Below are 25,115 nucleotides of genomic sequence, written 5' to 3' on the forward strand. Positions count from 1 at the left end.
CGAGTGGACGACGGCCTGCTGCGCACCCTCATCCCCACCGTGATCGGCATCCTGGTCCGCCGGGGAGCCGGCTTCGCGGCGGCTGAGGACGCCGTGCAGGACGCGCTGGTCGAGGCGTTGCGCGTGTGGCCTGGGGACGCTCCGCGGGACCCGCAGGGCTGGCTGGTGACGGTGGCGTGGCGGAAGTTCCTCGACGCCACGCGCGCCGACACCTCGCGGCGGCACCGCGAAGAACGCGTCGAGAGCGAGCCGGAGCCGGGTGAGGGCGAGGCGGTGGACGACACGCTGCAGCTGTACTTCCTGTGCGCGCACCCGTCGCTGACCCCGGCTTCGGCCGTCGCGCTGACGCTGCGCGCGGTCGGCGGGCTGACCACCCGGCAGATCGCGCAGGCCTACCTGGTGCCGGAAGCGACGATGGCGCAGCGGATCAGCCGGGCCAAGCGGACCGTCTCGGACGTCCGGTTCACCCGTCACGGCGACGTCACCACGGTGCTGCGGGTGCTGTACCTGGTTTTCAACGAGGGGTACTCGGGCGACGTCGACCTGGCCGCCGAGGCGATCCGGCTCACCCGCGAGCTGGCGGCCCGCACGTCCGATGAGGAGGTCGCCGGGCTGCTCGCGCTCATGTTGCTCCACCACGCGCGACGCCCGGCGCGCACCGGTCCCGACGGCAGGCTGGTGCCGCTGGCCGAGCAGGACCGCGGCCGGTGGGACACGCGCCTGATCGCCGAGGGCGTCGAGGTGCTGCAGGCGGCGCTGGCCCGGGACCGGCTGGGCGAGTTCCAGGCCCAGGCCGCGATCGCCGCGCTGCACGCCGACGCGCAGACGGCCGAGGAAACCGACTGGGTGCAGATCGTGGAGTGGTACGACGAGCTCGTCCGGCTCACCGGCAGCCCGGTGGCCCGGCTCAACCGGGCCGTCGCGCTCGGCGAGGCCGACGGGCCGCGGGCCGGCCTGGCCGCCTTGGCCGAGCTCGACCCCGCGCTGCCCCGCCACACCGCCGCCTCGGCGTACCTCCACGAAAAGGACGGGGACCTGGCCACCGCGGCCCGCCTGTACGCCGACGCGGCCGCGCTCGCGCCGAACCTGCCCGAGCGCGAGCACCTGACCCGGCAGGCCGCGCGGCTCAACGCCCGGCTGCGCGGATAGGAGGTTCTTCCCGTACCGGACGAAAAACCGGCCATCGATCGCCGAATTCGTCGACGGGCGTCACACTGTTGTGTGACATCGGTCACCGGAGGTGTTGCGAGATGGTCTTGGGAGACAACGGCGTCACTCACAAGGTGGAGCCGGACAGCAGATCGGGACGAGCCCAAGTACGGCGGGCAGCGTTGGCCAGCGCGATCGGCACGACGATCGAGTGGTACGACTTCTTCCTCTACAACACCGCGGCGGCGTTGGTCTTCCCGCACCTGTTCTTCCCCGCGTCGAGCGCGTACGCGGGGGCGATGCAGTCGTTCGCGACGTACGCGGTCGGGTTCGCCGCGCGTCCGGTGGGGGCGGCGATCTTCGGGCACTGGGGTGACCGGATCGGCCGGAAGGCGACGCTGATCGTCACGCTGCTGCTGATGGGCATCTCCTCGGGCATCGTCGGCATGCTGCCGGGGACGTCGGCGATCGGGTTCGCGGCCCCGCTGCTGCTGGTGCTGCTGCGGCTGGTCCAGGGCATTGCGATCGGCGGCGAGTGGAGCGGGTCAGTGCTGCTCGCGATGGAGTGGGGTGACCAGCGCAAACGCGGCCTGCTCGGCAGTTTCGCGCAGATCGGCGTCCCGGTCGGGCTGGTGCTGGGCACCGGCGGCATGACGCTGCTGTCGGCGACGCTCTCGCCGGACGCGTTCGACTCGTGGGGCTGGCGGCTGCCGTTCCTGGCCAGCCTGGTGCTCGTCGCGGTCGGCCTGGTGATCCGGCTGAAGATCCTCGAGACGCCGATGTTCGCGAAGCTGGTGGAGAACCGGCAGACCGCGCGCACCCCGGTGCTCGACGCGATCCGCCACCACTGGCGGGAAATCCTGCTCTCGGCGGGCGTGCGGTTCAGCGAGCAGATGCCGTTCTACCTGTTCACCAGCTACGTGCTGATCTACGTCGTGACGCGGCACGAGTTCAGCAAGACGTTCGTGCTCAACGCGGTCCTCGTCGGGGCGGCGTGCGAGCTGGCGCTGATCCCGCTGTTCTCGGCGTTGTCGGACCGGTTCGGGCGCAAGCAGGTGTACCTGACCGGGGCGGTGGTCACCGGCGTGATCGCGTTCCCGTACTTCACGATCCTGTCGCACGGCAGCCACGCGCTGGTGTTCGTGGCGGTGGTGGTGTCGTTCATCCCGCACGCACTGCAGTACGGCCCGCAGGCGGCGTTGATCGGCGAGAGCTTCCCGACGCACCTGCGTTACGGCGGCGCGGGGTTGGGGTACCAGCTGGCGTCGGTGTTCGCAGGCGGTCCGGCGCCGCTGCTGGCGACGTGGCTGCTGCACACGACCGGGACGCCGTATTCGATCTCGGGCTACATCATCCTGTCGGCGGTGGTCACGGTGCTCTGCGTGATCTTCCTGAAGGACCGTTCGAAGGCCGACATCGACGACGTGACGGTCTATCAGCGCACCTGACGTCGTCGTTGGCGACCGGCCAGCGCCCCAAGGCGGCCTTCGGTGCGTCTGACGCACCCAATGTGGCCTTCGGTGCGTGAGACGCAACCAAGGCCACATTGGGGCGCTTGGGGCCAGGCGACATGAAAGGGGGGCTCCCACCTGAGTCGAGGTGGGAGCCCCCCTTTCGTGGGCTGGAGCGTCAGCGGCGCGGGCCGCCCTGGGGGCCGCCGAACGGGGGCTGCTGCGGGAACGGCCCGCTGCCCGGGTTCTGCTGCTGCGGGCCGCCGAACTGGCCCGGCGGCGGGGACTGCGGCGGCGGGCCCTGGTACTGGCCGCCCGGGGGCGGGCCCGCCGGGGCCTGCGGCTGCGGCAACCCGGCCTGCGGGGTCGGCGGCTGCTGCGGTGCGGGCGTGACCTCGGTGCCCTGCTCCTCGTCGGCCTGCGGCTCGGGCTGCTGCTGCACCGGCCGCGGGATCGACGGCCGCGCCGGCGGTGACGCCGGGGCGCCGAGGGCCGGGACCTCCTTGCGTGCCACGGCTTCCGCGGCCGCGACGGCTTCGGCGACCTTCGGGTCGCTGGAGGTGTCGAACCAGCCCTGGACCTCTTCGTCCTCGAGGTCCGGCTTGTCGGTCGGCTCCTCCTTCGGCGGCTCGTAGCGGAACACGCCGTCGTCGCCGGGGGCGCCGAGCGCGCGGGCGAAGCCTTCGAGCGCCTTGCCGTAGTCGCTGGGGATCATCCAGACCTTGTTCGCGTCGCCCTGCGCCATCTGCGGCAGCGTCTGCAGGTACTGGTAAGCCAGCACCTCCGGGGTCGGGCGGCCGGCCTTGATCGCGGCGAACACCTTCTCGATCGCCTTCGCCTGGCCCTGCGCCTGCAGGTACCGGGCGGCGCGTTCACCCTGAGCGCGCAGGATACGGGACTGCCGCTCGGCCTCGGCGGCGAGGATCGCGGCCTGCTTGGAACCCTCGGCGGCGAGGATCTGGCTCTGCTTCTGGCCTTCCGCGGTCTTGATCGCGGACTCCCGCTGACCTTCCGCGGTGAGGATCATGGCGCGCTTCTCGCGGTCGGCGCGCATCTGCTTCTCCATCGAGTCCTGGATGGAGGGCGGCGGGTCGATCGCCTTCAGCTCGACGCGGCTCACGCGGATGCCCCACCGGCCGGTCGCTTCGTCCAGGACGCCGCGCAGCTGCGTGTTGATGGAGTCGCGCGAGGTCAGCGTCTGCTCGAGGCTCATGCCACCGACCACGTTGCGGAGCGTGGTGGTGGTCAGCTGCTCGACACCGACGATGTAGTTGGAGATCTCGTACACCGCGGCGCGGGAGTCGGTCACCTGGAAGTACACGACCGTGTCGATCGACACGGTCAGGTTGTCCTCGGTGATCACCGGCTGCGGCGGGAACGAGACGACCTGCTCGCGCAGGTCGATCCGGGCGCGCACCTTGTCGAGGAACGGCACCAGGAAGGTCAGGCCCGGCGACGCCACCGTGCGGAACCGGCCCAGCCGCTCGATCACGGCCGACTGCGCCTGCGGCACGACCATGATCGCCTTGGCTACCGTGATGATCACGAACAAGGCCAGTAACACGACCACGACGATCGCTACTGTGGTGGTCAAGAGATCTTCCCCTTACCTAGTACCATTCTTGCGCGGTTGACGGCGTTTCGGGCGCCGCGGGCCTGCTCACTTCGAGCTTCAGCTCCTTCGCGGCGACGCCCCAGCGGCCGGTGGTGTCGTGCAGGACCGTCCACACTGTACGGTGCAGGTCCCCCGGTGCGGCGACGGCGCGCTCGGCCGTCGTCAGGCTCGCTTCCTGCCGCAGCGCGGTGCAGGTCAGCTGTTCGACCGCCAGCGCCGGGTCGGTGATCTCGTAGGTCGCCAGCCGCGGGTCGACCACGGCGAACGTGACTTCGAAACCGACGAGGACCTCCTTGCCGTCGCCGGTCACGACCGCCCGCGGCGGCGCGGACAGCACCTGGTCCCCCAGGTCGACGCGGGCGCGGACCCGGTCGGCGAACGGGAGCACGAAGTGCCGGCCGGGGCCGAGCACCGCGTGGAACCGCCCGCCGCGTTCGACCACGGCGGCGCGGCCATCGGGGACGGCGACGAAGCCCAGGCTCACGGCTCGGCCGACACGACGGCGGTGGCGCCGGAGATCTCGACGACGGTGACCGGCGTGCCGGGCTGGATCGGCGGGTGGTGCTCGGAGAGACTGCGGGCCGACCAGACGTCGCCCGCCAGTTTCACCTGCCCCGCCTCGAAGTCCACTGTGGACACGACGACGGCGCGGGCGCCGATCAGCGCGTCGACGCCGGTGCGGTGGGCGGGCCCGGCGAGGAAGCGCCGCTTCAGCGCGGGCCGCACCAGCACGAGCATGCCGACCGAAGCGACGGCGAACACGGCGACGTCGATGAACAGGTTCCCGGTGAGCACGTCGGCGCCGGCTCCGAACAACGCGCCGACCCCCAGCATGATCAGCACGAAGTCGCCGGAGACGACTTCGGCGATCATCAAGGCGATGCCGACGATCAACCAGACCAGTGCCCAGGACATGGCTTCATGCTCTCAGATCGCGCCGGTTCGCACCGGGGCGGTGACGGGACGTGACCTACGCGTGACCTTGGACAATTCGGACATTCAGCCTTCTTCCGTCGGCTCGGTGACGAAGTCGATGAGCCGTTCCACGGCCCCGATGAGCGGGGTCTCGAGGTCGCGGAAACTGCTCACCCCACTCAGGACACGTTGCCAGCCTTCGAAAGGTTGCCCCCAGCCGAGCGCGTCGCAGATCCCCTGCTTCCACTCGGTGCCGCGCGGGATCTTCGGCCACGCCCGGATGCCGACCGCTTCGGGGCGCACGGCTTCCCAGACGTCGATGTAGGGGTGGCCGGTGACCAGCACGTTCTCGTCGCGGATGGCCTCGACGAGCCGGGACTCCTTGCTGCCGGGCACGAGGTGGTCGACCAGGACGCCGAGGCGGCGGCCGGGGCCGGTGCCGAACTCGGCGATCCGGTCGGCGAGGACGTCGACGCCGTCGAGGGGCTCGACGACGACACCTTCGACGCGCAGGTCGTGGCCCCAGACGCGTTCGACGAGCTCGGCGTCGTGCTTGCCTTCGACCCAGATCCGCGAGTCGCGGGCGACGCGGGCCTTCAGTCCTTCGACGCGCACGGAGCCGGACGCCGAGATCTGCCGGGCGGGCGCCTTCGCCGGGGCGCGGTAGGGCACGAGCGTGACCGGCTTGCCTTCGAGCAGGAACCCGGCGGGCGCGAGCGGGAACACGCGGTGGCGGCCCTTGGCGTCCTCGAGCACGACGTTCCCGTACTCGATCTTCACCACCGCGCCGCAGTAGCCGCTGGCCGGGTCCTCGACCACGAGGCCGGGTTCGGCGGGGACCTCCGGCACCTTCTTGCGGCGCGGGCCGGCGAGCACGTCGTCATAGGAGTGGGAGCGCACGACCAGGCAACCTAGTGGTCGCGGGCACCCGGGCGGGTCATGCCACGCCGGTCAGCGCGCCATCTCCAGCAGGGCATCGGTGAACGGCGTGTGCTCGCCGCGGCGCAGCGGCGCGTGGGCGGCCAGCGGGGCCAGGGCGGCACACCACGCGCGGGCTCGGTCGGGGTCGAGGCCGGGCAGGTGGGGGCGGAGTGCCTCGATCCCGTCGTCGAGCGTGCCGCCGGCGGCCAAGGGCAGGTAGAGCCAGTCGGCGAGGTCGAAGGCCGGGTCGCCGACGCTCGGGCGCGGGTCGATGGCGACCACGCCGCGGCGGGGACCGGCGTCGAGGACGTTGCCCGGGTGCAGGTCACCGTGCACGACCGCGACCGGCCCGTCCGCGGCGAGGGCGAGTGCGCGGTCGCGGGCGCGCGCGAGCAGTCCGGGAGTCACGTACGGCTCGACGGGTGAGCCCGGGAGGTTGCGTTCGGTGATGTCGAACATGAACGTGACGCGGTCGGTCAGCGGCGGCAGGTCCGCCGGGGGCGCGACGCTGCGCAGTTCGGAGAGGAGGGCGCCGATCTCCGGCCAGGGGACGTCCCGGCCGCGCAGTTCGGTGCCGGGGACCAGGCCTTCGAGCAGGATGGCGCCGGCGTCGAGGTCGGTGTCGAGGACCTGCACCACCCGTGGGCAGCCGGTCCAGGCGCGCAGCCCGGCGAACTCCAGGCGGGCGATGTCGGGGTCCGGCGTGAGTTTGAGGACCTGCAGGTCCCCTTCGGGTCCGGTGCACAGCAACGTCCGGCCCGTGTTGCCGGGCCGGGCTTCGCGGACCTCGAGGTTCCACTTCGCGGTCAGCCGCGCGACCAGGTCCGGGAGGGCGTCGCACCACGGTTCGGCCACGTCCGCGCCGAACCGGGCGGCCAGCCGCGCGCGGGCGGCGTCGTCGATCAGAACAGCGGCCACGGGATGGCGCGCCAGTCGTCGCCCGGCTCCGGGAAGATGCCTTCGGCCAGGAGCAGGTCGGTGCGCTCGGCCAGCGCCCGGATCTCGAACCGCGTGATGTGCTCGGCGAGGGTCTTGCCGAGGCCGCCGTCGATCTCCGAACGCAGCTTGCGCAGCTTCTCGACGGTGTCCGGCGGCACCGGCTCGCCGATCCAGCCCCACAGGACGGTGCGCAGCTTGGGGTCGGTGTGCAGGCAGATGCCGTGGTCGACGCCGTAGACGCGGCCGTCGACGCCGGCCAGCAGGTGCCCGCCCTTGCGGTCGGTGTTGTTGACGACGATGTCGAGCACGGCGAGGTCGCGCAGCCCGGGGTGGTCGGCGTGGGCCAGCACCGCGGGCTCGCCCGCGCGGTCGTGGGCGTGCAGCACGACGCGCCAGTCTTCGGGCAGCTCTTCCGGCGCCCGGACGTCGACCAGGTCGTCCTCGGTGGTCTCGACCCACAGCTGGACCATGCCGGGGCCGAACGGCCCGTCGCGCAGCACGGTCGGCGGGATCGCGCCGATGCCCGCGGTCTCGGCGATGATCGCGGTGGCGACCTCGCGCCCGGCGAGGGTGCCGTCGGGGAAGTCCCACAGGGGCCGCTCCCCCGACACCGGCTTGTAGACGACCTGGCCGGTGACGCCGTCGAGCTCGATCGCGCAGAACAGCGTCACGTTCGAGGCGTCGACGAGGCGGCCTTCGACGTCGATGCGGCCGTGCGTGACGAGCTCGCGGGACGCCGGGTCGGCCGGGTCGGGGTGTCTCGCGGGGGTGCTCGCCATGGTCAGTCTTCGCCCGCGTCGGTCTCGCGCCGGTAGCCGTTCTGCCGGGGGCAGATGTGGCCGGTGGGGTCGAGCGGCTCGCCGCACAGCGGGCAGGGCTTCCGGCCGGCGTTGACGACCCGGTCGGCGCGCTCGGCGAAGGCGCGGGCGGCGGCGGGGCTGAGGAAGACGCGGACGGCGTCCGGGCCCTCTTCGGTGTCGTCGAGCACGACCGTTTCGTCGACCTCGCCCTCGGTGATGGCGAGCAGCTCGATGACGACCGCGCTGCTGTCGGCGTCCCAGCCCAGCCCCATGGTGCCGACGCGGAACTCCTCCTCGACCGGGACCGTGAGCGGGTCCAGGTCGACGAGGTCGTCGGGGGTGTCGTCGGGCACGTCGGCACCGAAGCGGCTGGCGACCTCCTCCAGCAGCGAGCTGAGGCGCTCCGCGAGGACGACGACCTGCTGTTTTTCGATGGTGACGCTGATGGTGCGCACGTCCTCGGACGCCTGGAGGTAGAACGTGCGATCGCCGGGCTCGCCGACGGTGCCGGCGACGAACCGATCCGGCTGGCGGAAGACGTGGATTACGCGAGACATAGCACTGTCGACCCTAGGCCACCGGCGCATGATCGGCATCCGCCGCCCCCGCTTCGCGGGCCGCTAGCCTCTGGGGGTGTCTCGGATCGCGTCGTACGGAACCTGGTCTTCGCCCATCACCGCCGCGGAGGTGGCCGCCGCCGGTGGCGGCCCGCAGTGGCTCGACGTCGTCGGGGACGAGGTGTGGTGGGCCGAGGCGCGGCCCGGTGAGCAGGGCCGGGTCGCGCTGGTGAAGGCCGTTCCCGGCGGGACGGAGGACGTCCTGCCGGCGCCGTGGAACGTCCGCAACCGGCTGCACGAGTACGGCGGTCGGCCGTGGGCGGTCGCCGACGGTGTCGTGGTGTTCACGCACTGGGCAGATCAGCGCGTGTACGCCCTGCGCGAAACCGGTGTGGCGCCGCTGACACCGGAGCCCGAAGAGCCGCAATCGGTCCGGTACGGCGACCTGCGGGCCGGGCGGCCCGGCGAGGTGTGGGCGGTGCGGGAGCGCAGTGTCGGGCCGCGGCCGACCGACATCGAACGCGAGCTCGTGGCGATCGCCCTGGACGGCGGCGAGCGCGTGCTGGCGGCGAGCCACCACTTCCTGACCGTGCCGAAGCTGTCCCCGGACGGGCGGCACGCGGCCTGGTTCGGCTGGGACCACCCGGCCATGCCGTGGGACGGGACCGAGCTGTGCGTGGCGCCGGTCGAGGCGGACGGTTCGTTCGGGCCGCACCGGGTGCTGGCCGGCGGCGCGGACGTGAGCGTGTGCCAGGTCGAGTGGGAGACGTCGTCGACGTTGCTGGCGTTGCTGGACCCGGACGGCTGGTGGAACCTGCACCGCGTCGGCCTCGACGGGTCGCTGGTCAACCTGGCTCCGGTGGAGCGCGAGCTGGGCGGGCCGCTGTGGAAGGTGGGGGCGCGGTGGTTCGTCCCGCTCGGCGGCGGGCGGCACGCGGTGCTGGCGTCCGGGCGGCTGGCCGTGCTCGACGAGGCGGACGGCTCGGTGACGCCGGTGGCCGAGGAGCTGACGGCGTGGTCGTCGTCGGGGTTCGCGGTACACGACGGCGGGATCGCCGGGGTGGCGGCGGGCCCGGTCCGCGAGGCCGCGGTGGTGCATTTCTCGCTCGGCGAAGGCGTTTTGACGGATCTGACGCCGCAGCCGGAGCTGCCGTCGGCCTACCTGCCGGTGCCGGAGGAGCGGGTGTTCACCACCGACGACGGCGAGACGGTGCCGGTGGCGCTGTACCTGCCGGCGAACCCGGACTTCGCTGCGCCCGAGGACGAGCGGCCGCCGCTGCTGGTGCACGTCCACGGCGGCCCGACGGGCCAGAGCTTCCCGGTGCTCGACCTGTCGATCGCGTACTTCACCAGCCGCGGCATCGCCGTGGCGGCGGTGAACTACGGCGGGTCGACCGGGTACGGGCGGGCCTACCGCGAGCGGCTGCGGGAGCAGTGGGGCGTGGTGGACGTCGCGGACTGCGTCGCGGTGGCCGAGGCGCTGGTGGCGGCCGGGCTGGCGGACGGTGACCGGCTGGCGATCCGCGGCGGCAGCGCGGGCGGGTTCACCGCGGCGGCGTCGCTGACGACGACGAAGACCTACCGGGCCGGGACGGTGATGTACCCGGTGCTGGACCTGGCCGGGTGGACCGGCACCGAGGGCGACACGCACGACTTCGAGTCGCGGTACCTGGACGGGCTGGTCGGGCCGTTGCCCGCGGAGAGGCAACGGTACGTGGACCGGTCGCCGCTGGCGAACGCGGCGTCGCTGGCCGAGCCGGTGCTGTTCCAGCAGGGACTGGAGGACAAGATCTGCCCGCCGGAGCAGGCGGACCGGTTCGTGGCCGGGCTGGCCGGGCGCGGGATCCCGTACGCCTACCAGCGGTTCGCCGGGGAGCAGCACGGGTTCCGGCAGGCGGCGACGATCGTGGCGGCGCTGGAGGCGGAGTTGTCGTTCTACGGTCAGGTGCTCGGGTTCGAGACGCCGGGTGTGGCGCGGCTGGAGCTGTCGCGGTGAGGCCGCCGCGGTTGCGGGCCGGCGACACGCTGGCGGTGGTGGCGCCGGCCGGGCCGGTGCCGGCGGACCTGCTGGAGAAGGCGTTGCCGGTGCTGCGCGGCTGGGGTGTCGAGGTGCGGGTGGGTCCGTGCGTGCGTGCTTCGCCCGGGTCGCCGCCGTATCTGTCCGGTTCGGACGAGGCGCGGGCGGCGGAGTTCACGGAGGCGTGGCTGGATCCGGGGGTGCGGTGCGTGCTGGCCGCCCGCGGCGGCTACGGGGTGCAGCGGATGCTGGACCTGCTGGACTGGGCGGCGTTGCGGGAGGCGGGGCCGAAGGTGCTGGCGGGGTCGTCGGACATCACGGCGCTGCACCGGGCGGTGAACGTCCACTTGGGACTGTCCAGTGTGTTCTCGCCGATGCCGGCGAGCGTGCTGTTCGACGACTTCGCGGTGGAGCACCTGCGGCGGTCGCTGTTCGAGCCGGAGCGGAACCTGGTGGTGCGCGGCGGTTCGGCGTTGGTGCCGGGCCGGGCGTCGGGGGTGCTGACGGGCGGGAACTTGTCGTTGCTGGCGGCCGGTCTCGGGACACCGGAGCAGGGTTCGGCGCGGGACGCGGTGGTGCTGCTGGAAGATGTGACGGAGAGCGTGTACCGGCTGGACCGGATGCTGACGCAGCTGTTGCGCAGCGGCTGGTTCGCGGGGGTCCGCGGCATCGTGCTGGGTTCATGGGCGGCGTGCGGCGACCCGGCGGACGTGCGGGAGCTGCTGCTGGAACGGCTCGGGCCGCTGGGAGTGCCGATGGTGGAGGAGTTCGGGTTCGGGCACGTGCCGTCGTCGCCGACGCTGCCGCTGGGGGTGCCGGTGACGCTGGACGCGGACCTGCGGACGTTGACGTTCGACTCCCCCGCGCTGACATGAGGTTGCCGGAGCCGGAGGCCCGCTCGCGTTTTGCTGAAGAGCGGGTGGCGCGGCTGGCGACGGTGTCGGCGGCGGGGGTGCCGCACCTGGTGCCGGTGACGTTCGCGGTGCGGGGTGACGAGGTCGTGTTCGCGGTGGACCACAAGCCGAAGTCTTCGGTGGCGTTGCGGCGCCTGGCGAACATCGAGGCGAATCCCGCGGTGTGTTTCCTGACCGACGGCTACGACGAGGACTGGTCACGGTTGTGGTGGGTCCGGGCGGACGGGACCGCGCGGGTGCTGCCGCCGGGTGCGGAGCCGGTTTCGTGGCTGGTGGCGAAGTACGAGCAGTACGCGGCGCGGCCGCCGGAGCACGCGGTGGTGGTCACCCGGGTGCGCAAGTGGAGCGGCTGGGCGGGCTCGTGAGTGTTTGGGGCGGTTAGAACCGCCCTGAACACTCACGAGGGTCAGTCGCGGAGGAACTTCTCCGGGCGGCGCCAGGCGTCGATCAGCCCCAGCGGGTCCGGACGCAGCAGCGACGCCGCCGAGTAGAGGCTCGCCACCACGACCAGGGCGATGAACCACCAGTCGTACAGCGCCTGCTCGCCCGTCGGGTAGTACACGAGCGTCACGAACACCGACACCGCGACCACGACCGCCAGGTGCCTCGGCTGCCACTTGAACGCCGACAGCAGCACGAATCCCCAGGTCAGGTACCACGGCAGGGTCGGCGGCATGAGGATCGCCACCGCCAGCAGCGAAATCCCGGCGCGGTAGACCGCCTCCGTGCCGCCGCCGCGGCCGAGCCACCACTGGCGGGCCCCGAAGGCGATCAGCAGGAGCATCCCGGCCGCGCGGGCGACCGTCACGAACGGGGACACCTGGACGTCGACCACCAGGTGGACCAGGTTGTAGAACACCTCGCCGATGCCGGTGGGGATGTTGAGCCAGTTCGCGATGAGCTGCGGGGCCTTGAGGCCGGACCACCAGCCGAGGTTGAGCGAGCCCAGCGAGATCCACGTCCCGGCGACGAACACCGGGAGGAACAGGCCGACCGAGGCCGCTCCGGCGCGGAAGAAGTTGCGGACCTTCGAGTCGCCTTCGAGGTGGTTGGCCCAGATCCAGACCAGGAACGGCAGGGCGATCGCCGCGGTGGGCTTGATCAGCATGCCGATCGTCACCAGGACGATCGCGAGCACGTGCTTGCGCTCCAGGGCGGCGAGGACGCCGATGGTGAGGAACGCCAGCATCATCAGGTCGTTGTGCGGGCCGCCGAAGAGGTGGATCACCATCATCGGGCTGGCCACCGCGAGCCACAGCGCCACCGGGAGCTTGCCGCCGAGGTGCTTGACCAGCCGCGGCAGCGCCCACAGCGTCCCCGCGAGCCCGGCCAGCAGGACGACGCGCATCAGGATGACGCCGAGGATCATGTTGTCGCCGGTGGTGGCGACCACGCCCTTCGAAATCAGCAGGAACAGCGGCCCGTACGGGGCCGGTGTCGTCTGCCACAGCGGGTGGACGTTCTGCACCACGTTCGGCAGGACGTCGAGCTCGGCGGGGCCGTTGGCGTACGGGTCGAGCCCGTAGAGCAGCTGGGCGCCCTGGCCGAGGTAGGAGAACACGTCGCGGGTGAACAGCGGCGGGGAGATGAGCAGCGGCGCCATCCAGCAGCCGGCGGCGACCAGGACGGGACGGCTGCCGACGCGGCCGAGCAGCACGTAGCGGCCGAGCCGGACCCACGCCCAGACGACGAGGCCGAAGCCGGTGTAGAGGACGGCGTTGGCGAGCATGCGGCCGTGGCCGTAGCGGATCCACGAGAGCGGGCCGTGGCCGAGCACGGGGTCCTTGATCAGGATGCCGCCGGCGCCGAACGCGGCGAGCATGAGCAAGGTGCTGCCGACTGTGCCCATCGCGATCGTGCGGTAGGGGAATCGCGAAGGCGTGAGGAGCCGCTCGGCCAGCGTGGTCGAGGGCTTCTGCGCGGGGTCGGTGGTGGTCGCCATTTCCGTTCGGAGGTTACACACCGCACCTGAGCGGGGTTCCCGCAGTGTCAGGTTTCGACGGTGCGGCGCTGGGCGGTGCCGCCGGGCAGGGCGGCCAGCAGGGACTTCGTGTATTCGTGCTTCGGGTCGAGCAGGACTTGTTCCACCGTCCCGGTTTCGACGAGTTCGCCGCGGTACATGACGGCGACGCGGTCGGCGATGTTCCAGGCCAGGCCGAGGTCGTGGGTGATCACCAGCGCGGCGAGGCCGAGTTCGCGGCGCAGCCGCAGCAGCAGGGCGAGGATCTCGCCGCGCACGGAGGCGTCCAGCGACGCGACGGGCTCGTCGGCCACCACCACCGAAGGCTCCAGCGCGAGCGCTCCGGCGATGACGACGCGCTGGCGCTGGCCGCCGGAGAGCTGGTGCGGGAGCCGGTCGGCGAACTTCGCGGCGGGCCGCAGCTCGGCGGCCTCCAGGGCCCGGTGGACGACGGCGCGCTCGTCGGCGAGCTGGTGGATCCGGGGTCCCTCGGCGACGGCCTCGTACACCGTGTGGGCCGGGTTGAGGGCGCTCGTCGGGTCCTGCAGGACCAGCTGGACCTGGCGGCGGTAGGCCTTGAGCCCCGCTCCCCCGGTGGGCACGGGTTTCCCGGCGTAGCGGACGACGCCGGAGTCGGCTTTCTGCAGGCCGAGCAGCGTGCGGGCGAGGGTGGTCTTGCCGGAGCCGGACTGGCCGACCAGCGCGACGATCTCGTCGCGGGCCACGGTGAGGTCGACCCCGGCGACGGCGTCGATCCGCTTGCCCGTGCGGTCGCGGAAGGAGACCCGCAGGTTTTCCGCCTCCAGCAGGGGCTCGCCGGTGACGCGGTCCTCGGGTTCGGGGGGCAGCGGGTTGGTGGTCGCCGGGGCGAAGCGGGACACCGGGTCGCCGACCGTGGGGAACGCCGCGGCCAGCGCCCGCGTGTGCTCGTGCTTCGGGGCGCCCATGACCTCGGCGCTGGGGCCTTCTTCGACGATCTGCCCGTCGTACATGACGGCGATGCGTTCGCAGGTGGCGGCGAGCACGGACAGGTCGTGGCTGATCATGATCAGGCCGATGTCCTGCTCGGCGACCAGCCGGGACAGCAGGGCGAGAACCTGGGCCTGGACGATGACGTCGAGCGCGGTGGTCGGCTCGTCGGCGATGATCAGCCGGGGTGAGCAGGCCAGTGCCATGGCGATCATGACGCGCTGCTTCTGCCCGCCCGACAGCTCGTGCGGGTAGGCGCCCGCGCGGCTCGGGGGCAGGTCGACCTGGGTGAGCAGCTCGGCGACGCGAGCGTCGATCTCGGCGTCGGTGGGCGTCTTCCCCGCCGGTGGGTGCAGGCGCAGGGGTTCGGCGATCTGCTCGCCGATCTTGCGGACCGGGTTGAGGGCGTGCATGGCGCCCTGGAACACCACCGACGCCTCGGCCCAGCGGACCGCGCGCAGCCGTCCCCACTTCATCTCGGTGACGTCTTCGCCGTCGAGGAGGATTTCGCCGGTGATCTTCGCCGTGCGCGGCAGCAGCCGCAGCACGCTCATGGCGACGGTGGACTTGCCCGAGCCGGACTCGCCGGCGACGCCGAGGGTGCCGCCGGGGTCGAGGGTGAGGCCGACGCCGCGGACGGCGGGGACTTCCTTGTCGCCCACCTCGTAGGTGACGTTCAGGTCCTGGAGCTGCAGCAGCGGGGTGGTCACTTCTTCAACCTCGGGTTGAACACGGTCTCCAGGCCCCGGCCGACCAGGGTGAAGAAGAGGACGACGAGGACGATGGCGATGCCGGGCGGGAGCACGTTCCACCAGGCGCCGCGGCTGATGGCGCCGTTGTTGAGCGCGCTTTCCAGGACCAGGCCCCAGGTGACGGAGTTGGGGTCGCCGACGCCGAGGAACGACAGGGTCGCGTCGGCGATGACGGCGTTGCCGACCACCAGGGTGGTGTTGGCCAGGACCAGGGGCATGACGCCGGGCAGGACGTGCCTGCCGATGACGTGCAGGTGGCCGCCGCCGAGGGCGTGGGCGCGCTCGATGTAGGGACGGCTTTCGATGGTCAGCGTCTGGGCCCGGACGAGCCGGGCGGTGCTGGGCCAGGCGGTGAGGCCGATGGCGAGGATGATCGTGCCGACGCCTTTCGGGAGCACCGCCGAGAGCGCGATCGCGAGGATCAGCGAGGGCAGCACGAGGAAGAAGTCGGTGAACCGCAGCAGCGTCGCCGACACCCAGCCGCCGAAGTGCGCGGCGGTGATGCCGATCAGGGTGCCGATCACTACCGAGAGCAGGGCGGCGGAGAACCCGACGAGCAGGGAGATCCGGGTGCCCCAGACGGTCATCAGCAGCACCGAGCGGCCGAAGTTGTCGGTGCCGAGCCAGAAGTCGGCGTTCGGCGGGGACAGCGGTGCCCCGGTGGCCTTGGTGACGTCGAGGCCGCTCTCGTCGCTGATCAGCGGCAGGAGCAGGGCGACGAGGACGGTGGCGCCGAGCAGGACGAGCCCGATGAGCGCGGCGCGCTGGGCGGCGAACTCCTGCCAGGTACGGGCGAGTGACGCGCGGCGGCGGCTCCACGCGATCTGCCGTGGCGTCTCAGCGGTGGTCATGAGGTACGCACCCTGGGGTCGAGCACGCGGTAGAGCAGTTCCGCGAGCAGGTTCATCAGCACCACGGCGCTGGCCAGCACGGTGAACACGCCCTGCAGCACGGGCAGGTCGGGGCCGTGGAGGGCGTCGTAGGTGAGCTGGCCGAGGCCGGGCCAGCTGAACACGGCCTCGACGGTGACCGCGCCGGCGACGACCTGGCCGAACTGCATGAACACCAGCGTGGTGGTGGGCAGCAGCGCGTTGGGGACGGCGTGGCGGCGGCGGACGAGGTCGTCGCGCAGGCCCTTGGCGCGGGCGGTGGTGAGGTAGTCGGCGTTCATCTCCCCCAGCAGCGACGACCGCATGATCAGCATGTACTGGGCGTAGAACACCGCCAGCAGCGTCAGGCACGGCAGCACCAGGTGGTGCAGGACGTCGAGGGTCTGGGACAGCACATCGGGGGCGGCGTCCGGGGAGTGCATGCCGCGGCTGGGGAACAGGCCGTTGGTCACCACGAGCAGCATCAGGCCGAGCCAGAACTGCGGGACCGACCAGAGGGTCAGCGCGATCCCGGTCTGGCTGCGGTCGAAGAAGCTGTCGCGGCGCCAGGCGGCGCGGATGCCCAGCCACAGGCCGAGGAGCACGGCGAGGACGGTGGCGCTGCCGACGAGCAGGATGGTCGGCCAGAGCCGCTCGGCGATCATGTCGGCGACCGGGCGGCCGTTGTTGAGCAGCCGGGACTCGCCGAGGTCGCCGTGCAGCAGGTTCCAGAAGTAGTTGCCGAACTGGACGAGGACGGGCTTGTCGACGCCCATCTTCTCGCGCAGTTCGGCGATCTGCTGGGGGCTGGTGACGCGGTCGCGGGTCATCGCGGCGACGGGGTCGCCGGGCAGCATCCGGAAGAGGAAGAAGAACAGGACGATCACCAGCACGATGCTGATGAGGGCTTCGACGATCTTCTTGAGTACGAACCGGGCGGTGCCGGTCCCGCCGCGGTGCTCGTCGGGGTCGACGAGCACCGCGGCCTGGTCGGGCGTGGTCATTCCTACTCGCGGTCTTCCGAGGTCTTGTTCCGGCGGCTGAGCGCGATGCCGCCGCCGACGAGGACCACCACGACGACCGCGCCGATGACGATCCAGAGCACCGTGTTGCCGCTGCCGGAGTCGGCGGCGTTGGTGGTGCCGGCCGGGGTGGCGCCGTAGACGCCCCAGTAGCCGGTCTGCTCGAGGATGGCACCCTTGGGCTGCGGCTGGGTGGTGAAGCCGGAGAACTTGTCGGAGCGGTAGGCCTCGAGCGCGTTCTGGTAGTCGAGCACGATCGTCGGGTACTGGCTGTAGAGCCGGGCCTGGGCCTGCTTGACGTAGTCGGCGCGCTTGGCGTCGTCGGTCTCGGTCAGCTGCTTCTTGTACAGGTCGTCGTACTGGGCGTCGCAGAAGAACGTGTCGGTGCTGCCGCCCTTGCCGTCCGGGGTGGGCCGCGCGGCGCAGGTGTGCAGCGAGAGCGCGTAGTCCGGGTCGGGGTTGGTGCCGTAGCCGCCGATGGCCAGGTCGTACTTGCCGGTGGCGGTGCGGTCGGACAGCTCGTCGTCGGAGACGAGGTCCTGCTTGACCGTGATGCCGATCTCCTTGAGCCAGCCGGCGACGTACTGGGCGACGCCCTGGTCGTAGCTGCGGTTGGCGTGGCCGGTCAGGCGCAGTTCGAGCTTGGCGCCGCCGGGGGCGGTGCGGACGCCGTCGGCGCCCTTCTTGTAGCCGGCCTGCTCGAGGGTGGCGTTGGCGGCGGCGAGGTCGAACTTGACCTTCTCGGTGTCGCTGGGGTCCCAGTGGTAGTCGGCGTAGATCGGGGGCACGACGCCGCCGCCGACCTGGCCGAGGCCCTTGAGGACCTTGTCGACCAGGGTCTGGGTGTCGACGGCCTGGGTGATGGCCTTGCGGACGTTGATGTCCTTGAGGACCGGGTTGCCGTCGCCGATGGGGTTGTTGGCGTTGTCGGCGACGCCGAAGTTCATCGCCAGCTCGTCGTAGCGGCGGCCGGGGGCGGCGTTGGTGGTGATGCCGTCCTGGCCCTGCAGCGCGGCGAACTGGTTGGGGTTGAGCCGGTTGATGACGTCGACTTCGCCCTGCTTGAGGGCGTTGACGGCGGCTTCGGTGTCCTTGAACTGCAGCAGCTGCAGCTCGTCGATCTTGGGGGCGCCGCGCCAGTAGTCCTTGTTGGCCTTGAGCTTGACGTACTCGTTCGGCTTGTACTCGGTGACCTGGAAGGGGCCGTCGGAGACGCCGGCGATGGCCAGGCCGTCGGTGTCGGCGGCCTTGAGGTCCTTGACCGGCTCCCAGATGTGCTGGGGCACGATCGGGACGTCGAGCAGGTTCATGTTGACCTGCACGGTCTTGGTCTTGATGACGAGGGTGGTGTCGTCGGGCGCGGTGACGGTCTCGAAGTTGGCGACGTAGTTGCCGTTGGCGGTGCGGGCGTTCTCGTCGGTGAGCATGCGGTTGAACGTGTACGCCGCGTCCTTGGCGGTCACCGGCTGGCCGTCGCTCCACTTGACGCCGGTGCGGATCTTGAAGGTCCAGGTGAGCTTGTCCGGCGACGGGGTCCAGGACTCCGCGAGGGCGGGCGAGGCCTCGGCCTTCTCGGCGTTCGGGACGGTGAGGAACTCGTAGGTGAACCGGCCGATCTGCGTCGAGGCGGCGAGCACGGCGGTGAACGGGTTGAGGTGGTCGATGCCGGTGGTCAGGGCGACCCGCAGCACTTTGCCCTGCTGGGCCTGCGCGGGCACGGCGAGCGGGATCGCCGCCAGTGTCGCGGCCGCGGCGACCGCGCCCACGCGGGCGAGCCGCCCGACTCTGCGTTGGAAATGCACCAAAAACCACCCCATCGTTCTCGCTGTGAGCCTCCCCAAGGACGAGAAGTAACCACATACCCGGACAACCGCGCAATATGTTGCCGCCTCGGCAGGTGTCCGATCGTTATCGAGCGCCTCCGGTGACCGACCGTGACAAGCGGAAGGCGGGATTCCGTGTCCGGGCCGCCGGCGGCGTGGCTAGAGTGCCCGGCATGCGCATCATGATCTCGGCGGACATGGAGGGCGCCACCGGCGTCACCTGGACCGACGACGTCGTGCCCGGTTCGCCGCAGTGGGACCGCTTCCGGCGGCTGTTCACCGGCGACGTCAACGCGGTGCTGGCCGGGCTGTTCGCGGCCGGGGCGGGTGACGTGCTGGTCAACGAGGCGCATTCGTCGCAGCGGAACCTGCTGCTGGAGGAGCTGGACCCGCGGGCGCGGATGCTCACCGGGCGCCACAAGCCGCTGTCGATGATGCAGGGCATCGACTCCGGTGTGGACGGTGTGGTGTTCCTCGGCTACCACGCCGGTGCCGGGTTCGACGGGGTGCTTTCCCACACCTACCTGGAGAACCAGATCACCGGGGTGTGGCTGGACGACGTCCCGGCGAGCGAGGGCAGGCTGAACGCGGCGGTGGCCGCGGAGTACGGCGTGCCGGTCCTCCTCGTTTCGGGTGACGACGAAACGTGTGACGACGCGCGCGACTACGCGCCGGAGGCGGAGCTGGTCGCGGTGAAGGAGTGCGTGAGCCGGTACGCGGCGATCTGCCTGCCGCCGGCGCGCACGGCGGAGCTGCTGACCGGGGCCGCCACGGACGCGATGGCGCGGGCGGGACGGGAAGAGCGGCAGGTCGGGGCGCACCGGATCGAGGTGGAGTTCGACGCGAGCCACCTGGCGCAGGCGGCGGCGGTGATCCCGACGGTGGAGCAGATCGGCACCCGGCGGGTCGGGTTCGACGCGCCGAACATGACCGAGGCGATGAAGGCGTTCAAGGTCGTCACGGCGATCGCGGCGGGGGCGGTGCAGGGTATCTATGGCTGACGTCGTGCAGGTGTGCGCGGACCTGATCCGGTTCGACACCACCAACCGCGGCGGCAACGACGCCGAGGGCGAGCGCCCGGCCGCGGAGTACGTCGCCACGTTCCTGGACGGCCTCGGCATCCCGGCGAAGATCCTCGAAGCCGCGCCGGGGCGGGCCAGTGTGGTCGCCCGCGTGCCCGGGACGGACCCGTCGCTGCCGGCGCTGCTGGTGCAGGGGCACCTCGACGTCGTCCCGGCGGACGCCGCGGACTGGTCGGTGCACCCGTTCTCCGGGGAGATCCGCGACGGCTACCTGTGGGGCCGGGGCGCGACGGACATGAAGGACTTCGTGGCGATGGTGCTCGCCGCGCTCGCCGACGGGCTGCGGCCGCGGCGGGAGCTGGTGCTGGCGTTCGTCGCCGACGAGGAGGACCGCGGCGACTGGGGCGCGCACTGGCTGGTCGCCGAGCACCCGCACCTGTTCGACGGCTGCGTGGCGGCGGTCAGCGAGTCCGGCGGCTACACCTACCACGTGCCCGCGGCCGACGGCCGGGACGTGCACCTGTACCCGGTCGGGACGGCCGAGCGCGGGACGGCGCACCTGCGGCTGACCGCCCGCGGCCGGGCCGGGCACGGCTCGCGCCCGAACGACGAGAACGCCGTCACCCGGCTGGTGGGGGCGCTGCACCGGATCGCGGCGCACCGCTGGCCGGTGGCGCTGACGCCGACGGTGCGGGCGTTCCTGGAACGGACCGGCGCGGCGCTGGGTGTGCCGGTGGATCTGTCCACTCCGGACGGGGTGGACGCGGCGGTGGCCGCGCTGGGCCCGGCGGGGCACCTGGTGGCGCCGACGGTCCGCAACAGCACGACGCCGACGATGCTCGACGCCGGGTACAAGGTGAACGTGATCCCGTCGACGGCGACCGCGCAGGTGGACGTGCGGGTGCTGCCGGGGACCGAGGAGTCGTTGTTCGCGGTGCTGGACGAACTGCTCGGGGAAGGCGTGACGCGGGAGTTCGTCGCGCACCAGCCGCCGGTCGAGGCGCCGGTGGACTCGCCGTGGTTCGACGCGATGGCCGCGGCGTTGCGGGCGGAGGACCCCGAAGCCGTGGTGGTGCCGTACTGCCTGGGCGGGGGCACCGACGCGAAGGCGTTCGCGCAGCTGGGGATCGCCAACTACGGGTTCGCGCCGCTGTGGCTGCCGAAGGGGTTCCCGTACCGGGCGATGGCGCACGGGGTGGACGAGCGGGTGCCGGTGGCGGGCCTGCACTTCGGCACCCGCGTGCTGTCCCGGTTCCTCGAGACCTGCTAGGGCACGACGACGACCTTCCCGGCGGCGGCGTTGTCCTCCATGTACCGGTGGGCGGCGGCGATGTCGTCGAGGCCGAAGACCTTGTCGACGTTGGGGCGGTAGGTGCCGGACTCGACGTCGTCGACGACCCGCTGCAGGACCTCGGTGCGGCCGCGGGCGTCCTTGCTGTGGAACGCGGTCAGCTTGGTGCCGGACGGGATCCGCGCGATCGGTTCGAAGTCCGGGACGAGCCAGCCGCTGAGCGACCCGGCCACGCACACCGTGCCGCCGCGGCGGACCAGGCGCAGGGAGCCGGCGACGGTGTCGGCACCGACGAGGTCGAGGACGTGGTCCGGACCTTCCGGCCAGATCCGGTCGACCGCGAGCGGCTCGCCGTCGTCGACGAGGACGTGGGTGACGCCCGCGGCGGTGAGGGCGGCGGTCTTGCCGGGCCGCCGGGTGGTGGCCGCGGTTTCCGCGCCGAGCCCGGCGGCGATCGACGCGGCGGCCATGCCGACCGACGACGTCCCGCCGCGGATCAGCAACCGGGTGCCCGGGCCGACGTCGAGGGTGTCCAGTGCGCCTCGGGCGGTCAGGTAGGTCTCGGGCAGCGCGGCGAGCACCTCCCACGGCAGCGTCGTGGTGACCGGCATCAGCAGCGGATCGGGCAGCAGGGCGTATTCGGCGTAGCCGCCGTCGAAGGCGCGGCCCATCTCCCCCATCACCGCCGCGACGGTCGTCCCTTCCGGCAGGCGCGGGTCGGCCGAGGCGGCGATCGTGCCGACGCATTCGATCCCGAGCACGCGCGGGAAGGTCACGTCCGGCGAATGTCCTTGCCGGGTCCGCAGTTCCGACCGGTTCAGGCCCGCCCCGGCCACCCGCACCAGGCTCCAGCCCGGCCGGACCTCGGGGATCGGCAGCTCGCGGATCTCCAGGACTTCCGGGCCGCCCGGCCGGACGCAGACCGCGGCTCGCATCGTGTTCGTCATGGGTCCACCTTCGCCGCCGCGACGGGTGGCCGACCACCGGTAACATGTCAGACCATGCCCGAAACTCGCCAGTCCCGGATCTGGCCGTCCGGGGGCGTGCACTTCTGGCCGTCGGGCGGCGCCAGCGAGGCGCATGCCCACACCCGCGGGCACCTCGTCTACGCGGCGCGCGGGGTGTTGTCCGTGCACACGGCGGAGGGGACGTCGATCGTGCCCGCCAACCGGGTCGCGTGGACCCCGGCCGGGGTGGTCCACCGGCACCGCGCGCACGGGGACACTGACATGCGGATCGTGTTCCCGGCGGCCCGGCTGCTGCCGGAGCACCCGGCCGTGTTCACCGCGTCCGGGCTGGCGCGCGAGGTGGTGCTGGCGCTGACCGGGCCGCGGGAGTACGACCGCGCGGCGACGGCCCGGCTGCACCGGGTCCTCGCCGACGAGCTGCGGGCGGCGCCGGAGCGGCCGCTGCACCTGCCGGAACCGCGTGACGATCGGTTGCGGGCGATCGCGCGGCGGCTCTACGAGCACCCCGGGGACACCACGTCGCTGGCCGAGCTGGGCCGGGCGATCGGGGCGAGCGCGCGCACGCTGAGCCGGTTGTTCCGGGACGAACTCGGGTTGACCTTCCCGGAGTGGCGGACGCAGCTGCGCATCGGGCACGCGCTGGTGCTGCTCGCCGAGGGGCACGACACGACTCAGGTGGCGCACGCCTGTGGGTGGGCGAACCCGAGTCACTTCATCGCGGCCTTCAGCGCGGTCGTCGGCACCACGCCGGGTCGTCACCGGGTGAAGGTGGCCCAGTAGCGGGTGCCTTCGCGGACGGTCTCGAGGCTCACCAGCCGGACGCCGTCCTGGGCGACCGACTCGATTTCCGCGCGGCTGAACGGCCACGGCGGGCCTTCCCAGTGCTCGGCGTCGGTGCTCTCCTCGGCCACTTCGGACACCACGGCGGTGCCGCCCGGGGCGAGGAACCCGGCCAGTGACGCGATGGCGGCGGGGCGGAAGTCGCGGGGCATGGCCTGGATGTTGATGATCTCCACAACCAGGTCGAAGGCGTGGTGCCAGTCCGCGGGTGGGTGCAGCAGGTCCGCGACGACGTAGTCCACTGTGGACTCCGGGAACCGGGCGCGGGCGGCCTCGACCGCGGTCGGGGCGACGTCGAACGCCGTGACCGCCCAGCCGCGGGAGGCCAGCAGCTCGGCGTCGTCGCCCAGGGCGCTGCCGACGACGAGCGCGCGGCGGCCCTCGCCCGGGGTGATCCAGGCGGCGAGGTCGGAGTTCGGCGCGCCGCGGGTCCACGGCACTTCGGCCTCGCCGCGCGCGGCCGCGGTGTAGAGCTGGTCGAACCACGCGGTCGGGCTGCCTTCGGCGAGGGAGGCGCGGGCGAGTACGCGGTCGGCGGGGTCCGGCGTCGTCATGATCGTGACCTTAGCGACGACGCCGGACCCGCGTGACCCGATTTACCGGGCGACCGGCCCGGGCAGGGCGTAGAGCCCGTCACCGGCCCAGTGGACGAAGTCGTGCGGGGGCGCGGCCGGGGGTGCCGGGCGGAAGTTGGCGGCGTCGTCGACGCTGCCGCTGCCGTCGTAGGCCGCCCGCAGCGGATACGGGAACACCGGCCGGGTGCGGGTGACGGCCCCGGCCGGGTCGCGGCCCGTCGCGGTCACCACCGTCGGGGCGGTGCCGCGCTCGACCCAGGCGACCAGTTCGCGCAGCGGGTCGAACTCGGTGAGCGTGCTGCCGGTGCCGCAGTGGTAGAGCGAGGGCACCATGAACAGCCGTGCCCAGCTCTGGGTCTGGGTGAGGCCCCCGGAGCGCTGGGTCAGGCGCTGGTAGTAGTCGAGGGTGCCGGTCGGCGGGATGGCCTGGTCGGCCCAGCCGTGCCAGAGGACGAGCTTGCCGCCGCGCCGCCGGAACTCCGTCAGGTCCAGGCTCATCGCGTTGTAGCGGACGCCGACGGGGGTGAGCCGGTCGAACTCGCGGCGGGTGAAGGCGAAGCTGTCGACGGTCGAGGCCGGGGCGCCGATCGGGTAGCCGAGGTAGCGCAGGTAGTTGTCGGCGAGGTTGCGGGCGAACGCGGCGCCGCCGGTCTCGGGGACGCCGATGATCCAGCCGGCCCAGGCGAGCTCCGAGCCGGGCTGTTCGCCGCCCGGGTAGAGCAGCGTGCCGCGCTCGTCGACCGGGGGCGAGTAGATCTTGCGGGCCGCGCCGACCTGGGCCGGGGTCAGGCAGTCAGCGGTGTCGGTGCCGGCCGGGCAGGTCAGCGTCGCGGGGTCGAAGTGGCAGGTGCGGGGGTCGTCGAGCTGGCCGTCGGTGAGCCCGTCGAGGCGGTCGCAGGCGGCGAGGACGGCGTTGTGCAGGGCGGGCAGCTTCGCGGCGGTGAGGATCGGGCGGCCGTCGGCGCCGGTGTTGGCCCGGGCGAGCCAGGTCTGGAACACCCCGACCAGCGGGCTCCAGTAGTTCGCGGGCGCGCCGGCGACGATGCCGTCGAAGTCGCCGGGGTAGCGCTGGGCGAGCTGGAGGCCTTCGCGGCCGCCGTCGGAGCAGCCGGTGAAGTACGACTTCTTCGGTGGGGCGCCGTAGAAGGCCTTGATGATCGCCTTCGCGGCGCGGGAGACGACGTGGGAGGCGCGGAACTCGAAGTCGTCGCGGGCGGCCTGGTCGTTCGCGCCCCAGCTGCCGTCGTCGACGATGAACGGGGTGCGGCCGACGTGGCCGTCGTCGGTGGCGGCGACCGCGACGTCGGCGCCGTGGGGCAGGCCGCAGTCGGCGAAGGCGGGCGGGGTGATGACGCCGCAGAAGCCGCCGCAGCCGTACTGCAGGTAGCGGCCGGCGTAGGTCTTGGTGGGCAGCCGCAGCTCGAAGCGGACGGCGGGTTCGACGTAGCCGCGCACGCCGCAGTACTCGGGGTCGGTGCCGGTCGCGGCGACGACGGTGGCCTCGGTGACGTGCGTGGCCGCGCCCGGCAGGGTGAAGCCGCGGACCAGGTCGACGCAGGCGGAGCTGGGCCGGACGGCGGAATCCGCCGCGGCGTGGGCGGTGGCCGGGCCGATTCCGGCGGTGGCCAGGGTGAGGGTGAGGACGGCGGTGAAGATCCGGACTGGTCTCATTGGGGCCCCTTCCCCTCGGTTGTCCAGTTCTGGCCAGGTTTGCCGACCGGTCTTGACATCGATGTCACCCGCGCG

General features: G+C 72.3%; 23 protein-coding genes. 8 read left to right on the plus strand and 15 right to left on the minus strand.

The genetic code is table 11. The features are described 5' to 3' along the window. The first annotated feature begins 3 nt into the window (after nucleotides 1-3). The gene (locus QP939_RS40160) at nucleotides 4-1,149 is read left to right on the plus strand and encodes an RNA polymerase sigma factor (RefSeq protein ID WP_285459955.1); all 1,146 of its coding nucleotides are present in this window, start codon (nucleotides 4-6) and stop codon (nucleotides 1,147-1,149) included. 101 nt (nucleotides 1,150-1,250) lie between these two features. After that, nucleotides 1,251-2,597 (plus strand): MFS transporter, encoded by a 1,347-nt coding sequence (locus QP939_RS40165; protein ID WP_285451778.1) that lies wholly within the window; start codon nucleotides 1,251-1,253, stop codon nucleotides 2,595-2,597. 181 nt (nucleotides 2,598-2,778) lie between these two features. Here QP939_RS40165 and QP939_RS40170 read toward each other — a convergent pair whose 3' ends face one another. The 7 genes from QP939_RS40170 to QP939_RS40200 form a co-directional block, all read right to left on the minus strand. Next, the gene (locus tag QP939_RS40170) at nucleotides 2,779-4,119 is read right to left on the minus strand and encodes an SPFH domain-containing protein (protein WP_285459956.1); all 1,341 of its coding nucleotides are present in this window, start codon (nucleotides 4,117-4,119) and stop codon (nucleotides 2,779-2,781) included. Between the two features lie 91 nt (nucleotides 4,120-4,210). Further along, nucleotides 4,211-4,699 (minus strand): SPFH domain-containing protein, encoded by a 489-nt coding sequence (locus QP939_RS40175; protein ID WP_285451779.1) that lies wholly within the window; start codon nucleotides 4,697-4,699, stop codon nucleotides 4,211-4,213. Further along, complete coding sequence (locus tag QP939_RS40180; RefSeq protein WP_285451780.1) at nucleotides 4,696-5,130, minus strand: NfeD family protein; 435 nt, start codon at nucleotides 5,128-5,130, stop codon at nucleotides 4,696-4,698. The genes QP939_RS40175 and QP939_RS40180 overlap by 4 nt, the downstream gene beginning before the upstream one ends. A gap of 84 nt (nucleotides 5,131-5,214) precedes the next feature. Next, nucleotides 5,215-6,030: a DUF3097 domain-containing protein gene (locus QP939_RS40185; RefSeq protein WP_285451781.1), complete on the minus strand. Its 816-nt coding sequence runs from the start codon at nucleotides 6,028-6,030 to the stop codon at nucleotides 5,215-5,217. 51 nt (nucleotides 6,031-6,081) lie between these two features. Beyond that, complete coding sequence (locus QP939_RS40190) at nucleotides 6,082-6,969, minus strand: aminoglycoside phosphotransferase family protein (protein ID WP_285451782.1); 888 nt, start codon at nucleotides 6,967-6,969, stop codon at nucleotides 6,082-6,084. Further along, nucleotides 6,954-7,769 (minus strand): SCO1664 family protein, encoded by an 816-nt coding sequence (locus tag QP939_RS40195; RefSeq protein ID WP_285451783.1) that lies wholly within the window; start codon nucleotides 7,767-7,769, stop codon nucleotides 6,954-6,956. The genes QP939_RS40190 and QP939_RS40195 overlap by 16 nt, the downstream gene beginning before the upstream one ends. 2 nt (nucleotides 7,770-7,771) lie before the next feature. Continuing rightward, complete coding sequence (locus tag QP939_RS40200; RefSeq protein ID WP_285451784.1) at nucleotides 7,772-8,347, minus strand: DUF3090 domain-containing protein; 576 nt, start codon at nucleotides 8,345-8,347, stop codon at nucleotides 7,772-7,774. A gap of 76 nt (nucleotides 8,348-8,423) precedes the next feature. Here QP939_RS40200 and QP939_RS40205 point away from each other — a divergent pair, with 76 nt between their 5' ends. The 3 genes from QP939_RS40205 to QP939_RS40215 are packed head-to-tail and all read left to right on the plus strand — an operon-like array spanning nucleotide 8,424 to nucleotide 11,643. Beyond that, nucleotides 8,424-10,343 carry a prolyl oligopeptidase family serine peptidase gene (locus tag QP939_RS40205; RefSeq protein ID WP_285451785.1) on the plus strand — a complete coding sequence of 640 codons (1,920 nt, stop codon included), beginning with the start codon at nucleotides 8,424-8,426 and terminating at the stop codon, nucleotides 10,341-10,343. Then, complete coding sequence (locus tag QP939_RS40210; protein WP_285451786.1) at nucleotides 10,340-11,239, plus strand: S66 peptidase family protein; 900 nt, start codon at nucleotides 10,340-10,342, stop codon at nucleotides 11,237-11,239. The genes QP939_RS40205 and QP939_RS40210 overlap by 4 nt, the downstream gene beginning before the upstream one ends. Further along, nucleotides 11,236-11,643, plus strand: a complete 408-nt coding sequence (locus QP939_RS40215; RefSeq protein ID WP_285451787.1) for a TIGR03668 family PPOX class F420-dependent oxidoreductase — start codon at nucleotides 11,236-11,238, stop codon at nucleotides 11,641-11,643. The genes QP939_RS40210 and QP939_RS40215 overlap by 4 nt, the downstream gene beginning before the upstream one ends. 41 nt (nucleotides 11,644-11,684) lie before the next feature. On the opposite strand, the gene mptB is transcribed toward QP939_RS40215, so the two are convergent. The 5 genes from mptB to QP939_RS40240 are packed head-to-tail and all read right to left on the minus strand — an operon-like array spanning nucleotide 11,685 to nucleotide 18,667. After that, nucleotides 11,685-13,220 carry a polyprenol phosphomannose-dependent alpha 1,6 mannosyltransferase MptB gene (gene mptB / locus QP939_RS40220; protein ID WP_285451788.1) on the minus strand — a complete coding sequence of 512 codons (1,536 nt, stop codon included), beginning with the start codon at nucleotides 13,218-13,220 and terminating at the stop codon, nucleotides 11,685-11,687. 47 nt (nucleotides 13,221-13,267) lie between these two features. Beyond that, the gene (gene nikE / locus QP939_RS40225) at nucleotides 13,268-14,917 is read right to left on the minus strand and encodes a nickel ABC transporter ATP-binding protein NikE (RefSeq protein ID WP_285451789.1); all 1,650 of its coding nucleotides are present in this window, start codon (nucleotides 14,915-14,917) and stop codon (nucleotides 13,268-13,270) included. Then, a complete protein-coding gene (locus tag QP939_RS40230; protein WP_285451790.1) occupies nucleotides 14,914-15,810 on the minus strand; it encodes an ABC transporter permease in 897 nt (298 codons plus the stop codon). Before QP939_RS40230 ends, nikE begins: the two co-directional genes overlap by 4 nt. Next, nucleotides 15,807-16,832: an ABC transporter permease gene (locus QP939_RS40235; RefSeq protein WP_285451791.1), complete on the minus strand. Its 1,026-nt coding sequence runs from the start codon at nucleotides 16,830-16,832 to the stop codon at nucleotides 15,807-15,809. Before QP939_RS40235 ends, QP939_RS40230 begins: the two co-directional genes overlap by 4 nt. 2 nt (nucleotides 16,833-16,834) lie before the next feature. Then, a complete protein-coding gene (locus QP939_RS40240) occupies nucleotides 16,835-18,667 on the minus strand; it encodes an ABC transporter substrate-binding protein (protein WP_285451792.1) in 1,833 nt (610 codons plus the stop codon). 179 nt (nucleotides 18,668-18,846) lie between these two features. On the opposite strand from QP939_RS40240, the gene QP939_RS40245 reads away from it, so the two are divergent. Both QP939_RS40245 and QP939_RS40250 read left to right on the plus strand, forming a co-directional pair. Continuing rightward, entirely contained in the window at nucleotides 18,847-19,674 is an 828-nt protein-coding gene (locus tag QP939_RS40245) for a M55 family metallopeptidase (RefSeq protein ID WP_285451793.1), read from the plus strand. Continuing rightward, nucleotides 19,667-20,965 (plus strand): M20/M25/M40 family metallo-hydrolase, encoded by a 1,299-nt coding sequence (locus QP939_RS40250; protein WP_285451794.1) that lies wholly within the window; start codon nucleotides 19,667-19,669, stop codon nucleotides 20,963-20,965. Before QP939_RS40245 ends, QP939_RS40250 begins: the two co-directional genes overlap by 8 nt. On the opposite strand, the gene QP939_RS40255 is transcribed toward QP939_RS40250, so the two are convergent. After that, nucleotides 20,962-21,933 carry a zinc-binding dehydrogenase gene (locus tag QP939_RS40255; protein WP_285451796.1) on the minus strand — a complete coding sequence of 324 codons (972 nt, stop codon included), beginning with the start codon at nucleotides 21,931-21,933 and terminating at the stop codon, nucleotides 20,962-20,964. The genes QP939_RS40250 and QP939_RS40255 overlap by 4 nt on opposite strands. 54 nt (nucleotides 21,934-21,987) lie before the next feature. Between QP939_RS40255 and QP939_RS40260 the strand changes: the two genes are divergently transcribed. After that, nucleotides 21,988-22,734 (plus strand): AraC family transcriptional regulator, encoded by a 747-nt coding sequence (locus tag QP939_RS40260; protein ID WP_285451798.1) that lies wholly within the window; start codon nucleotides 21,988-21,990, stop codon nucleotides 22,732-22,734. Here the strand turns inward: QP939_RS40260 and QP939_RS40265 are convergent. Beyond that, nucleotides 22,710-23,348, minus strand: coding sequence for a class I SAM-dependent methyltransferase (locus QP939_RS40265; protein ID WP_285451799.1), 639 nt, complete (start codon nucleotides 23,346-23,348; stop codon nucleotides 22,710-22,712). The two genes, QP939_RS40260 and QP939_RS40265, sit on opposite strands and share 25 nt — an antisense overlap. Before the next feature lie 42 nt (nucleotides 23,349-23,390). Then, nucleotides 23,391-25,040, minus strand: a complete 1,650-nt coding sequence (locus tag QP939_RS40270; RefSeq protein ID WP_285451800.1) for a tannase/feruloyl esterase family alpha/beta hydrolase — start codon at nucleotides 25,038-25,040, stop codon at nucleotides 23,391-23,393. Between the last annotated feature and the right edge of the window lie 75 nt (nucleotides 25,041-25,115).

It is taken from the genome of Amycolatopsis nalaikhensis, from assembly GCF_030264295.1.
GTDB classification, from domain to species: domain Bacteria; phylum Actinomycetota; class Actinomycetes; order Mycobacteriales; family Pseudonocardiaceae; genus Amycolatopsis; species Amycolatopsis nalaikhensis.